We start from the raw sequence: 13,069 nt of genomic DNA, 5'->3' as shown, positions 1-13,069 counted from the left end.
TCAGCGTGCCCTCGTCCACCATCGACTGGACCATCGTGTGGTCGTGCGTGATCTGGAACAGCGCGCCCCCGCGCAGCACATACGCCCGGCTGTCCCCGATGTGCACCAGCGCGAGCTGGGACCCGGTCCAGAGCATCGCGGTGAGCGTGGACCCGGAGTCCTCAAGGCCCGCCGCCTCCCGGTGCGCCGCGTCGACCGCGTCGCCCAGCGCGTTGAGGAGATCCCCGGCCCGGACGGCCTTCGCCCCGGCCGTCTCCAGCACCTTGAGTGCGTTGACCGCGGCCTCGCTCGCGGACATCCCGCCGCTGCCGTAGCCGTCGGCGACGGCCAGCAGCCGCGATCCCGCATAGGCGGTGTCCTGGTTCGACGCGCGGACCAGTCCGGCGTCGGACAGTGCGGCGTAACGGATCCCGAGTGTCGGTGCAGTGCTCATATCGGTGGTTTCCCTCTCCATCAGTCGGTCGATGAGGAAGGTCGCCAGTTCCCGCCTGGCCTCGGTCTCGGCCTCCACCTGCCCCCAGTACGCCCGCACCAGACCGGCGGCCGCCGACGCGTCCGCGTCGCACACCTCGCCGATCCGGGCCAGCGGCATCCCGATCCGCCGCAGCCAGGCCACCAGCCGGGCGCGCTCCAGCTGCGCCTCGGAGTAGTAGCGGTAGCCGCTGTAAGGGTCGGTGTGGGCGGGCGGGAGCAGGCCGAGGTCGTCGTAGCGGCGCAGCGCCTTCGCGGACAGCCGTGCCGCACGGGCGAACGCCCCGATCGTCAGCAGCTCCATGGCTTCCCTCCTCCGTCCCCGCCGATGCTGGGGTTTCCCCCGGGAGGAAGGTCAAGCTACAAGAGTCCCTGTGCCGGTCCGCGGGTCAGTCCTCGTGCGTGTAGAAGATGTAGAACATCACCAAGCCCGCGCCCACACCCAGCGCCGCGCCAAGACCGACCGAGCGCAGGATGCTGGCCCCGGTCAGCGAGTACAGGAATCCGGTCGCCGTCCCGACGAGCACCCCGTACGCCGCCGCGCGCAGCTCGCGCGGGAGGCTGTGCTGGAAGAGGAAGAGCAGGACCGCCATCACGACGATGACCCCGCCGGAGATCAGGCCGACCGCGATCTGGCCGCCGGTGACCGGGCCTCCGTCGCGGAGGTTGAACGCGGCCAGGAATCCGTAGACCGCCCCGAGGACGATGAACAGCGGCCAGGCCACCGCGCCGGCGTGCGGGTCGCGCGTCCTGCGTCGTACGGGTACTGCCGCGTGTGCAGCCATGGCAGAGGGTTCCTTCCGCTCGCCCCCTACCTCCAGGGCACACCCGGCAGCGGCGGTCGGCAACTCAGAAGGAGTACGGACCGAAGCGGCCCCAGGCCACCACAGCCGCCAGCAGCACCAGAACGACATTGAACGCGACATGCTGGCCCTCGCCGGTACGGCGCCCGTGCGTGACTGCGGCACCCACCATGGTGAGGGCGAGGCCGGTGGCGGCGAGCGGGACCAGGACCGGGGCGATGTCCAGTGCGGCGGGCAGGATCAGGCCCAGCGCGCCGAGGACCTCGACGAGGCCGATTCCCTTGATCGCGCCGGGGGAGTAGCTCTCCGCCCACTCGCCCGAGGTCTCGACGACCTTTGCCTTGGGCTGGAGCAGCTTGGTCGCGCCCGCGGCGAGGAAGAGGGCGGCGAGCAGGCCGGCGAGGATCCAGAGGGCGAGGTTCATGGCGGGGGCTTCCTGCTGAGAGAGTCGAAGCGTGAAGTTGAAGCTTCAAGTCAGACCGTAGAGCCAGACAACTTGAAGCGTCAAGTCATCGAGGTAGGCTTCCTGTCATGGACGCAGAGCAGCCGCGGTGGCTGGACGAACGGGAACTGGACGCCTGGAAGGTGTTCAGCGCGGTCATGCTGAAGCTGCCCGCGGCACTGGACACCCAACTGCACCGGGACTCCGGCCTGAATCAGTTCGAGTACCTCGTACTGGCCGGGCTCTCCGAGTCACCCGACCGCACCATGCGGATGAGCACCCTCGCGATCCTCGCCAACGGCTCACTCTCCCGCCTCTCCCACGTCGTCAAACGCCTGGAGTCGCGCGGCTATCTGCGCCGCGAGCCCTGCGCCGATGACGGGCGCTACACCAATGCCGTCCTCACCGACGCGGGCTGGGACAAGGTCGTCGCCGCCGCCCCCGGCCATGTCGAGACCGTACGCAGCCAGGTGATCGACGCCCTGGAACCCGAACAGCTCGATCAGCTGCGGGAGATCGGCCTGCGCATCCTGCACGCCATGGACCCGGGGTTCGGCTGCACCGAGGGCATCTGACGCGTACGTCACCGATGTGGCGGCGCCCCGCTCGCGCCCGCAGGGGCGGGCCACTCCCCTGGAGGGATGCGCCGCATTTTCTCCGCAGCCCTGACCCTCCTGATCGCCCTCCTCGTCCCGCTGAGCGCACTCTCCGTCTGGGCGAGCCTGGAGGTCGGCGACACCGGCCGTTACGTGGCCACCATGGCGCCGCTCGCCGGTGACGCCGCCGTACAGAACGCCGTGGCCGACCGGGTCACCGAGCAGGTCATGAAGAACATCGACGTCGGCCCGATGCAGTCCAGCGTCGACGACCTGGTCCGCCAGGCGGTGAAGTCCTTCGCAGGATCCGACGCCTTCCGGGCCGCCTGGAACACCGTCAACGAGGTGGCCCACACCGCCGTCGAAAAGGCGCTGACCAGCGACAACGGCGACGACGCCGTCATCGACCTGGCGCCGGTGACAGAACGGGTGAAGCAGGAACTGACCGACCAGGGCGTACCCCTCGCGTCCAGGATCCCCGTCGAGCACACCCAGGTCACCGTCCTCACCTCGGAGCAGCTGGGCGACCTGCGCGACGGCTACCGCCGGCTGCGGACCGCCGGGTTCTGGCTCCCGGCCGCCACCCTCGTACTGGCGGCGCTCGCCCTCCTCCTCGCGGTACGCCGACGCCGCGCCGTCGCCTGGCTCGGCCTCGCGACCGCCCTGGGCGGCGTGCTGCTGCTCGTCGCCGTCGCCGTCGCGCGGCCCCTCGTACTGGACGGCCTGCCCGCTGACGTGGACCGGGCGGCGGCCGGTGCGGTGTACGACGCGCTGACCGGATTCCTGCGTACGGCGGGCTGGGTGGCGCTCGGTCTCGGCCTCGCCGCGGTACTGGCGGCCTGGCTCACCGGGTGGCTGCGGAGGCACCGTCGGCCACCTGCGGAAACCCTCCGCCCGCCGGATCGCGCCCACCTGACGGCCTAACAAATTCATTCACGTTTGCACCAGTACGCGCAGCATGGGAAGAGCACTGCTCGTCGCACCGTCGCACCATCGCACCGTCGTACCCAAGGAGGGCCCACCATGAGCCAGCAGACAGCTTCCCCGCCCAGCGGTCCCGGTTCGGCGTGGGCGGCCGGCGGCACGATGTTCGCCGGTGTCCTGATGATCGTGGAAGGCATCCTGGGCTTCCTGCAGGGCATCGTCGCCATCAACCGCGACGACGTCTACGCCCGGGTCGGCGACTACGTCTACTCCTTCTCCCTCACCTCCTGGGGCTGGATCCACCTGGTCGTGGGCCTCCTGGTCGCCTTCACCGGCTTCAGCCTTCTCAGGGGCGCGGAGTGGGCGCGTTACGTGGGCATCGGGCTGGCCTCGCTGAGCATCGTGCTGCAGTTCATGTTCCTGCCGTACCAGCCGATCTGGGCCCTCATCAACATCGCCATGGGCGTCTTCGTGGTCTGGGCGCTCGCCACCGACCAGCCGGTCAAGTCGTCGCCGCAGGCGCCGCAGACTCGGCAGGCACCGCAGGCACCGCCGACTCCGCCGTCCCAGGACCAGCCGCTCTGGTCCGACCCGACGGGCCCGGCCGATCCGACGAAGCCGACCGCATGAGGACCGCTCGCACGAGGTCCGCCCGTACCGCCGGAGCCCTCGCCGTCGCCGCCCTCCTCGCGCTCTCCGCCACCGCCTGCGGCAGCGACGACACCCCGTCCTCCGCCGCCTCCAAGGCCGGCGACGTGGTGTCGAGCGCAACGGCCAAGGCAGGAGAGGTCGTTGCCTCCGCCACGGCCGCCGCCTCGTCGAAAATGGCCGAGGTCAAGGACGGCGTCAACGCCAAGGGCGATGTGAAGGCAGGCGACACCAAGACCGACGGCGACCGGTCCGTCGCGGACATCACCGCCACCAACAGCACCGACAAGACCGCGGACTACACGGTCACGGTCAACTTCAAGGACAAGGGCGGAAATCTGCTCGACGCCGTCGTGATGAGCATCGACGGTGTCGAAGCGGGCAAGTCCAAGTCCGGTACGGTGCGCAGCAACCGCGACCTGGGCGGCGACGCGACCGCCGAGGTGGGACAGGCTTTGCGTCATTGATGAGCAACCGGGGGACACCCGGGCCCGTCTTTGAGGGAGGATCCGGGCATCCTGTCGGGTGAGTGAGCAAGCCGAGTTGAGTTGAGGGGTTGTCCCTTGGACGCTGTGGACAGTTTGGGGAGACCGGGCACAGCACACGAAGCGCAGTACGCGGGCCGGCCGCCGTCGCGACGTTCGCGATGGCGGTCGGCCGCCGCATGGATCGCCGGGCTGATCCTGCTCGGCGTGAGCGCCGTCGTGGGATGCCGGGCCGCCGATACGGACGCGATCACTCCCGTACCGCAGATCCTGGCGTTCCTGCCGTGGCTGCTGGCCCCCGCCGCGTTCGCCCTGCTCCTGGCCGGTCTGGCCCGCTGGTGGACCGGGCTCGTCTGGGCGGTTCTCGTGCTCGCGGCGCTGGGCTGGTTCCTGCGTCCGTACGGTCCCGGGCCCGGCTCCGTCCAGCCGCGCGGCCCCCTCCTGCAGAACGTCAAGGTCCTGACCGCGAACCTGCAGTTCGGGCGGGCCACCGGCGCCCTGCTCGCCACGGTCCGCAGCGAGAAGCCCGACATCGTCTTCGTCGAGGAGTGCGCCTTCGTCTGCGCGGACGCCCTCGCCGCCGATCTCCCGCGCAGTCAGTACCCGTACCGGAACGTGGTCCGCAAGGACGGCTCCGAGGGCTCGGCGATCCTCTCCGCCTTTCCGCTGAAGGACGCGAACACCATCGATTCCTCGATGGCCATGCCCGGCGCGGTGGCGGAGATCCACGGGGTTTCCGTACGGCTCCAGCTGGCCCACCCCATGCCACCGCTGCCCAGCCAGGTCCCCCTCTGGCAGCACGAGGTCGGCAAGGTCCGCGCCTTCGCCGCCGCGGCCCCCGACCAACCGACCATCGTCGCCGGGGACTTCAACGCATCCCAGGACCACGCCGCCTTCCGGGCCGTGCTCGACGACGGGAAACTCAACGACAGCGCACGGCTGGCCGGGAAGTCCCGGAGCTGGTCGTGGCCCGCGGAGGCCGGGCGGTTCCTGCACACCCAGATCGACCATGTCCTGGTCAGTAAGGACTTCGAGGTGAACTCGGCGCGCTTCGTCCCGCTGACGGGCTCCGACCATCGAGGGCTGGTCGTCGAACTGGAGCTGCACGGAAGGTAGTCACGGGGTGCTGGTGGGTGTGTGACGGCGGCGTACCGCGCGCAGTTTGCGTCCTACGTCAGCCGGTGCCACCGGAGCAACGTACGGAAACGCAACCCGTCCGGACCGGCATACGACGCGACGCCTGTCCCGACCGCGCCCAGCGCGCACGCCGCGGTCGCCCAGCGTGCGGACCCGCCCATGACGCGGAGCGTCAACTCATCGTCATCAGATGCCACGCCCATGATCCTGCCACCTGTCCGCTGCCGTGCGCAGATCCCGTCAGGCCGTAGTTTGATGACCATGCTCACTCCTCCCGCGTGGCTGCTCAGAGGCCTGCTCCCGCAGCCCGCACCGATCCCCTGGGCCGCCGTCGTGCGCGCCTCGATCGCGCTGGCCGCGCCGATCGCGGTCGGGCTCGCCACCGGGCAGGTCGTGTACGGGGCGCTCGTCTCGATGGGCGCCCTGTCCGGGGTCATCGGCGACACCGCCGACGCCTACCGGATGCGGATCTTCAACATCGCCGTACCGCAGTGCTTCGGGGCCATCGGCGTGATGGCGGGGACTCAGGTCTTCGGGCACGGGTGGGTCGCGGTCGGTGTGCTGACGCTGGTCGCGCTCGTCTCCGGGATGATGTCGACGATCGGGGCGGTGGCGTCCGTGTCCGGGCTGCTGCTCCTGCTGAACTCGGTGGTCGGGGCCGGGCTCCCGATGCCGGGCCCCTGGTGGAAGGCGCCGCTGCTGCTCACCCTCGGCGGGGCGCTGGTACTGGTACTGGCCCTGCTCGGCTGGCCGTGGCGGGGCCGCGTCCCGGAGCGGGAGGCGGTCGCGGCGACGTACCGCAGCGCGGCGGAGCTCTTCGCGGCGGCGGGCACCGACGCGTACCCGGCCCGGCGCATGGACGTCACCAAATCCCTCGACACGGCCTACGACCTGATCCTGGCCAGGCGCACCCGCGAACACGGGCGCAGCGGACCGCTGGTGCGGCTGCTCGCCCAGCTCAACGTGGTCATCCCGCTGGTGGAGGCGGCAGCAGCCGCGCATCTGTACGGGAAGGCCTCGCGACGCCCGGAAATCGCTGCCGCCGTGCGGGAGTTGGCGTCTTCCGTATCCGAGGGGCGGACGGACCACGCTCCACTGGACCTGCCCGAGCCGCAGGGCCCCGCCGACCGGGCCGTCGAGGCGGCGCTGCGGCACGCGGCGAAGGTGGTGCACGACGGGGACCCGGACCCTTACAACATCGACGACCGGCTCGGCCGCCCCGCCTCCCTGCGCGTGCGCGCCCGGCGCGCCGTGCGCAACGTCCTTCTCTCGCAGGCCTCCTGGCGCTACGGACTGCGCCTCGCGCTCTGCATCGGACTCGCGCAGGCGCTGGTCTCGCTGGTACCGGTACCGCGCTCCTACTGGGTCGCCCTCACCGTCACCTTCGTCCTCAAGCCCGACTTCGGCTCGGTCTTCTCGCGTGCGGTGATGCGCGCGCTGGGCACGGCGGCAGGCCTGGTGGTCGCCGCGGTCGTGCTCTCTGCGGTCCCGCGCGGCTGGTGGGACGTGCCCGTGATGATGGTGCTCGCCGCGCTCATCCCCGCCTTCTCCGCGAAGGGTTACGCCTTCCAGACGGCCGCCATCACCCCGGTCATCCTGCTGCTCTCCGACCAGCTGAACCACATGGGGTACGGCCTGGTCCTGCCCCGCCTCGTCGACAGCCTCATCGGCTGTGCGATCACGCTGGTCGCGGGCTATCTGCTCTGGCCCGAGAGCTGGCACACCCGCATCGGCGACCGCCTCGCGGACGCGGTCGCGGACACCGCGCGCTATGTGGACTGCGCCTTCGGTACGCCGCCCGGCCAGGCGCCCGCCGACCAGATGTCCCGGGTCCGCCTGCGCCGCCGCCTCTACCGTGACCTCTCGGTCGTCCGCTCGGAGTTCCAGCGGGCGCTGACCGAGCCGCCGCCCACGGGGAGGCGGGCGGCGGCCTGGTGGCCCCTGGTGGTCGCGGTCGAACGGATCGTGGACGCCACGACGGCGGCCAGGGTCCGCGTCAGCCACGGGGCTCAGGCCCCGCAGCCGTACGAGACCGAGAACATCGCCCGCCAGCTGCGCGAACTGGCGGACGGACTGCGCTCCAGCGAGACCCTGGTCGAGGTCGTCGCCGACCTCGACGGGGACGAGGAAGGGGTGCTCGCCCCGCTGCGGCAGGAGGTCACGGCGGCGCGGGCCATCGCGTCGCCGCAACCCTGACCTGTGGTGCCTACTTGGCCGCCATGGCCTTGTGCAGAGCCTTGGCGAACCCGTTCTGCCAGAGGGAGTTCACGTTCGCCCGCTCCTGGGCGTCCGGGTTGGGGTTGGTGCACGAGGGGCCGGGGCCGCCGCCCGACATCAGCTCGCTGCAGGGGCCCTCGTAGTGGTCGGGGAGGCCGAGGACGTGGCCCGTCTCATGGGCGACGACGCGGGTGGAGTTGTACTCCTGGTTCTGTGCGTAGTCGAGGAAGATGTACCCGCTGCCGTGGCCGTCGGTGGAGGCGTACGAGCCCTGTGGGTCGTTCCCCTCGTAGTACGCGAAGTCGCCGCCTGAGCCGGACTGGAGCTTGACGTTGGAGACCGACGAGTTCCAGATCTGCGCGGCGGACGATATCTCGCCCTGGAAGCTGGGTGCCTGGGAGGCGTCGTACACGACGGTGACGGATGCGGCGCCCGGGTGGGCCGCCTGCTTCTTGGCGACCGACTTCATGACGGCCTCGAAGAAGGCCTTGTTGCCGGCCGACTCCTGCTGGGAACCGATGTACTGGGCCGCGGAGGCGGTGGCGTGTGGGGACGCCTGCGCCGGTACGGCCGTGCCGAGTGCCGCGGCGAGACCGAGGCCGAGTACTGCGGAGAGTGCGGTGCTGCGGTACTGCATGTGGGGGGCTCCCTACTCGTCCGGTGAACTGGGTTCACTGGTGGAACGGTTCGGTTACCGGTGAGTGTGAGGCGCACGAGACCTGAGTGAATAATGCCGACTGGCGATAACTTCGTTCTATCGGTGGGGATTTGGCACACTGGTGTGCCCTCTGCGACAGACCTACGCTCACCTCCATGGACCTCGAGGTGAGGCACCTCCGCGCACTGTGCGCCATCGCCGACACCGGCAGCCTGCACAAGGCCGCCCGCTCCCTGGGGGTGAGCCAACCCTCGCTGACCACCCAGCTCCGCCGTATCGAGAACCTGCTCGGCGGCCTGCTCTTCTCCCGAGGACGCGCCGGCTGCCGCCCCACCCCACTGGGCCGTTCGGTCCTCACCAGAGCGAGACCGCTGGTCGCGGAGATGCGGGAACTGGTGACGGAGACACGGTCGGCAGCCGCGCGCTCGGCGGGCCCGCGGCTGCGGATCGGCTCGACGGCGAACCGCTCCATCCCCCTCTGGCTGCGCCGGCTCAGAACGCGCCTCCCGGGGACGGAGACCTCCCTGCACATGGACGTGTCGGCCAACGCGCTGCTGCGGCTGGTGGCCGCGGGGGAGTTGGACGTGGCGTTCGTGCACGAGGTGGAGGGGTGTCCGCTGCGGGTGCCCGAGGGTCTGGACGTACGGGTGCTGGTCGAGCGCGAGCCGCAGTACGTGTCCCTCTCGCCCACGCACCCGGCGGCGGCGAACCAGGCCGTCGACCTGGCGGACCTGGCCGGCGACCTGTGGATGGTCGACCCGACGGTGGACGGCGAATGGGACGGCCTGCGGCGGGTGCTTCAAGCGGCGGGGATCAACCCCCGCATGCTGCACGGGGATTACCTCACGGCGTTCCAGCTGGTGGCGACGGGCGAGGTGGTCACCCCCTGCCAGCCGACGTCACGCCCGCGCCACGACGTGGTGGTACGCCCGCTGGTGGGCGACCCCCTGGCCGTCAGGCTGCTGGTGGCGGGGCGGACGGGGGCGGCGGACACGGGCCTGGAAGTGGCGTACGAGGAACTGGCGGCGGCGTACGAGGAAGAAAACCAATCAAGCCCGTCAGGGGGGTCCCCCCTGCTCGAGCGAAGCCGAGAGCTTGGGGGAGATTGAGGACAAAGGGGCGGGGCCGACGTTCTCGCCATCACGCCGCGCCCAACGCCGCCACAACCGGTCGCCCCCTGAGCACCCGCCAAGCCGGCACCACACTCGCAGCCAGCGCCAGCACGACCGCCGTACCGACCACCCCGCCATAGATCCACACCGACCCGGAAGGCACCAGCGACCCCGCGGCCACATGCGAGAACGGCACCAGGGTCGTGGCCGCGGCCACCGTACCGAGCAGGATTCCGATCGCCGCGACCACCAGCGCCTCGATGACCACCATCCGCAGGATCTGCGCGGACGTCGCCCCGGTGAGCCGCTGCAGCCCGAACTCCCTGCGCCGCCCGCGGACCGACGTCACCAGACTGTTGACGACGGCGATCGCGGTGTACGCGACGATCATGCCGACCATCAGATAGTTGATCCACGCCTGGGTCGCGGTGTCCTCGGCGTTGGCGGAGATCAGCGCGTCCCGGTCGGCAACCATCAACCCCGGCTGCTGCACGGCCAGTTGTCGCAGAGCGGGCCCCATATCGGCGCCGCTCTTCCCCCGTACGAGAATCTGCTCCGGCAGCCCGCCCGTGGTGTGCGGGGCGAGCAGCGCGACGGGAAGCAGCGCGGCTTCCCCGTCGTACGTACCTGCGACCCGGACCAGCGCGGTGCTGTTGTCCCCGAGCCGTAGCGTGACGTCCTCGCCGGCACGATGACCGGCGTCGCGCGGCAGCACGGTGGTGTTCCCGCGCAGGCGCGAGGTGTCCGCCGAGGTCAGCCCGGCCCCCTCCGCGCTGACGCCGCGCAGCGGCAGCCCGTCCTCGCCGGTCTCGGACCCGCGCCCTCCCGGCTTCTCGATGAAGCCGGTGCTGCTGACGTACGCACCGGCCGCCGCGACCCCCGGCAGCGCGCGGACCCGGTCCGCGAGGCCGGGGGAGACCGTCCCCGATGCGGACGTCAGGACCGCGTCGGCGTGCAGATCAGCGGTGAAGGCCCGCTCGCTGACCGCGGTCTGCGTGGTCTGGAGATAGAGGTTGGCGGTGGCGACCCCGCTGGCCAGCATGATCGGGGTGACGGCGGCGGCCACGGCGACCGTACGGGCGCGGGAGTTGAGCATCGCGAGGTAGCCGCCGGTGCCGGTGAAGGCCCGTACGGGACGGTCCAGGAGGAACGCGCAGACCTTGGTGAGCCCGGGGGAGAGGAGCGCGAGGCCGATCGTGGCGCAGATGACGGTGGGGCCGGCGGTGCTGGCCGCGGCGGGCCCGTCCATCACGGTCCATGTCACGAGCGACAGCGCGGCGGTGCCCGCCAGGAACAGGAAGGCGAAGACCCCCCGCACCCACCCGAACCACCGCTGTTGCACGGCTGCTTCGGCCAGCGCCTCCGTCGGCCTGACCTTGATCGCCCGGTGCCCCGCGACCAGACCCGCGCCGACGGCGGTGAGCAGAACAGCACCACCCGCGGCGGCGAGCGGGATCCACCCCGAGCTGAACTGCACGTACTGCGAGGTGATCCCGGCGTCCGCGAGCCGCTCGAAGAGCGCGCCCCCGAGCCACTGCCCCGGCAGCCAGGCGAGCAGCGCGGCACCGACGGCGACGATCAGCGTCTCGATGAGCAGCATGCGCCGCAGCTGGCGCGGGGTGGCCCCGACGGCCCGCATCAGGGCGGTCTCGCGCTGCCGCTGGGCGGCGGAGAGCGACATGGTCGACGCGGTGACGAAGAGGGCGACCATGACCGCCATGCCGCCGAAGACGGCGGACAGCGAGACCAGATCGCTCTTGCCGACGACGGCCTGCGGCTCCTCGGCGAAGCCGCGGTCGTCGCCGGTGAGGAGCTTGGCCCCGGTCCCGGCGAGCGCCCCGCGCAGCTCGGCATCGGTATGCGTATCCGTACCCGTACCTGTACCTGTACCGGCGCGCGCGACGACCGCGAGCGCCCCGACGTGCTCCTCTCCGCCGGCCAGCCGCAGGGCCTCCGCGTCGCCGAAGAAGAGCGCGGGCTCACGGAGTCCGCCGAGGATCCCGCTCACCTCGTACGGGGCCGATCCCCCGTGGGCGGCGATCCGCACGGTGTCACCGACGCGGAGCCCGGCGGCCCGCGCGGCGCCGGCGTCGAGCACGACCTGCCGGTCGCCGACGGGCGCGCGCCCTTCGCTCAGCCCGTGCGGGGCGAGGGAGGCGGTGCTCCAGGTGTGCCCCTGGGCGCCGACTCCCCCTTCCCCTCCCCCTCGTACGAGAAGACGTGCCGGAACGGACACATCGGGGACGGCCTTCTCCACCCCGCCGACGGCACGCACCTTGTCTGCGATCCCGGCGGCGAGCGGGACCTCCTCGGCCGCGATGACCTTCTCGCTGTCGTCGGCGTTGCCCGGGTGCAGTTCGTAGTCCCGGTCGCCGACGACGACGGCGGTCGCGCCCGCGAGCCGCTCGGGGGGCAGGTTGTTGCGGATGCCCGTTTCGAGAAGTCCCCCGCAGGCCACCACGATCGCCGTACCGAAGAAGAGCGCCACGAAGGTGGCGACGAATCCGCCCTTACGGAATCGCAGTGTGCGCAGAGCCAGTGTCAGCATGGATCCGACGCTACGGAGCTCGGGCCCGCGGCCCCATGGGGTGCGCCGCCGAGTCGGCAGGGGGGTAAACCCCAGGGTCCCGGGGCGCACTGGGTACGATCCGCAGCCATGAGCTCCCTCGTGGTGGATCTGCGCCCGCTCCCTCTCGTATCACTGAACGACTTCTGGGACGCGGTGGCGGAGCCTTGCGGACTCCCGGACTGGTTCGGCCGGAATCTCGACGCCTGGTTCGACACGATCGGCACGCGGGGCATCTCGGAGGTGATCGACGCGTACGAGATCTTGGTCGTACGGGCCACGCCCACGGGCCTGTTCGCGCCGGGGAACGAGGACGGGATGCGGCTGGCCGAGGTGTTCGCCCAGGCGGACGCGGCACGGCTCGATCTGGAGCCGTGACGCAGCATCTCAGCCCTAAGGCTGACCCTCCCGATGATCACGGCGGGCGGTCGCTAACCTTACGTGTCCGCCCTGGCCTGGGATCAGGTCCCGCCGGCGCGGACGTATCTCGCATTCGACTCCTGCGAAAGGTCTCGCCCATGGGCATTCGAAGCTTGCTGCGCAAGGTGTTTGGACGCGACCAGGCGGAGTACGCCGAGCCGACGACGGCTGCGGCTACGGCCGCGACGGCGACGGCGACCGTCCCTGCGCAGACCGAGGAGCCGGAGCACGAGGCGGCGTCGGTCGTCCCGGCACAGTCGGAACGCCCGTCCAAGGCGAAGGAGAAGGCGAAGGCGAAGTCCAGCCTCGCCGACGACCTGGTGGCGGCGGCCTTCGACAACCCGGCCGCGGCACCGGCACCGCGTACGTCTCCCGAGACTGAGGTCCCGGAGCCGCGTACGGAGTCGGCAACTCCCGTACCGGAGAAGGAGGTCACCCCCGTCACGGAGCTCCCGGAGCCCCGCGCGGAGGCCCCGGCACCGGCACCGGCCGAACCCGTAGCCGTGCCCGTTCCGTCCCAGCCGACCCCGGAGCCGGTGGCCGAGGCCGAGCCGACCCCGGTGGCGATTCCCGAGCCCGAGCCCGAGGCG

The 13,069-nt window shown here is 71.2% G+C and carries 13 protein-coding genes and 2 pseudogenes; 9 read left to right on the top strand and 6 right to left on the bottom strand.

Annotated elements, in window-relative coordinates; translation table 11 throughout:
- From J0695_RS29005 to J0695_RS28995, 3 genes are all read right to left on the bottom strand, one after another.
- On the bottom strand, positions 1-775 hold a 775-nt coding region (locus tag J0695_RS29005), incomplete at its 3' end, for a MerR family transcriptional regulator (protein ID WP_206966932.1).
- A gap of 85 nt (positions 776-860) precedes the next feature.
- Complete coding sequence (locus J0695_RS29000; protein WP_206966930.1) at positions 861-1,256, bottom strand: hypothetical protein; 396 nt, start codon at positions 1,254-1,256, stop codon at positions 861-863.
- A 64-nt stretch (positions 1,257-1,320) separates the two neighbouring features.
- Positions 1,321-1,698 carry a DoxX family protein gene (locus tag J0695_RS28995; RefSeq protein ID WP_206966928.1) on the bottom strand — a complete coding sequence of 126 codons (378 nt, stop codon included), beginning with the start codon at positions 1,696-1,698 and terminating at the stop codon, positions 1,321-1,323.
- A gap of 107 nt (positions 1,699-1,805) precedes the next feature.
- Here J0695_RS28995 and J0695_RS28990 point away from each other — a divergent pair, with 107 nt between their 5' ends.
- From J0695_RS28990 to J0695_RS28970, 5 genes and pseudogenes are all read left to right on the top strand, one after another.
- Positions 1,806-2,291, top strand: a complete 486-nt coding sequence (locus tag J0695_RS28990) for a MarR family winged helix-turn-helix transcriptional regulator (protein ID WP_206966926.1) — start codon at positions 1,806-1,808, stop codon at positions 2,289-2,291.
- Positions 2,292-2,357: 66 nt separating this feature from the next.
- Positions 2,358-3,236, top strand: coding sequence for a hypothetical protein (locus J0695_RS28985; protein ID WP_206966924.1), 879 nt, complete (start codon positions 2,358-2,360; stop codon positions 3,234-3,236).
- A 99-nt stretch (positions 3,237-3,335) separates the two neighbouring features.
- Positions 3,336-3,734, top strand: a pseudogene (locus tag J0695_RS28980) (DUF7144 family membrane protein); the annotation flags it as partial.
- A gap of 128 nt (positions 3,735-3,862) precedes the next feature.
- Positions 3,863-4,351 (top strand): hypothetical protein, encoded by a 489-nt coding sequence (locus J0695_RS28975; RefSeq protein ID WP_206966922.1) that lies wholly within the window; start codon positions 3,863-3,865, stop codon positions 4,349-4,351.
- Between the two features lie 114 nt (positions 4,352-4,465).
- Positions 4,466-5,485, top strand: a complete 1,020-nt coding sequence (locus J0695_RS28970) for an endonuclease/exonuclease/phosphatase family protein (protein WP_206966934.1) — start codon at positions 4,466-4,468, stop codon at positions 5,483-5,485.
- A gap of 53 nt (positions 5,486-5,538) precedes the next feature.
- Here J0695_RS28970 and J0695_RS28965 read toward each other — a convergent pair whose 3' ends face one another.
- A complete protein-coding gene (locus tag J0695_RS28965; protein WP_206966919.1) occupies positions 5,539-5,703 on the bottom strand; it encodes a hypothetical protein in 165 nt (54 codons plus the stop codon).
- A 64-nt stretch (positions 5,704-5,767) separates the two neighbouring features.
- Here J0695_RS28965 and J0695_RS28960 point away from each other — a divergent pair, with 64 nt between their 5' ends.
- The gene (locus tag J0695_RS28960; protein WP_206966918.1) at positions 5,768-7,702 is read left to right on the top strand and encodes an FUSC family protein; all 1,935 of its coding nucleotides are present in this window, start codon (positions 5,768-5,770) and stop codon (positions 7,700-7,702) included.
- Positions 7,703-7,712: 10 nt separating this feature from the next.
- Here the strand turns inward: J0695_RS28960 and snpA are convergent, their stop codons facing one another.
- Positions 7,713-8,360 (bottom strand): snapalysin, encoded by a 648-nt coding sequence (gene snpA / locus J0695_RS28955; protein WP_206966916.1) that lies wholly within the window; start codon positions 8,358-8,360, stop codon positions 7,713-7,715.
- Between the two features lie 176 nt (positions 8,361-8,536).
- Here snpA and J0695_RS28950 point away from each other — a divergent pair, with 176 nt between their 5' ends.
- Positions 8,537-9,490: a LysR family transcriptional regulator gene (locus tag J0695_RS28950; protein ID WP_206966913.1), complete on the top strand. Its 954-nt coding sequence runs from the start codon at positions 8,537-8,539 to the stop codon at positions 9,488-9,490.
- 31 nt (positions 9,491-9,521) lie between these two features.
- On the opposite strand, the gene J0695_RS28945 is transcribed toward J0695_RS28950, so the two are convergent.
- Complete coding sequence (locus J0695_RS28945) at positions 9,522-12,041, bottom strand: FtsX-like permease family protein (RefSeq protein WP_206966911.1); 2,520 nt, start codon at positions 12,039-12,041, stop codon at positions 9,522-9,524.
- Positions 12,042-12,149: 108 nt separating this feature from the next.
- Here J0695_RS28945 and J0695_RS28940 point away from each other — a divergent pair, with 108 nt between their 5' ends.
- Both J0695_RS28940 and J0695_RS28935 read left to right on the top strand, forming a co-directional pair.
- Entirely contained in the window at positions 12,150-12,437 is a 288-nt protein-coding gene (locus tag J0695_RS28940; RefSeq protein WP_206966909.1) for a barstar family protein, read from the top strand.
- A gap of 140 nt (positions 12,438-12,577) precedes the next feature.
- A pseudogene (locus tag J0695_RS28935) lies at positions 12,578-13,069 on the top strand (VWA domain-containing protein); the annotation flags it as partial.

This window comes from Streptomyces beijiangensis, assembly GCF_017315755.1.
Taxonomy (GTDB): Bacteria; Actinomycetota; Actinomycetes; order Streptomycetales; family Streptomycetaceae; genus Streptomyces; species Streptomyces beijiangensis.
The sequence above is the reverse complement of the archived record's forward strand: the minus strand, read 5'-3'. Positions and strand labels throughout refer to the sequence as shown.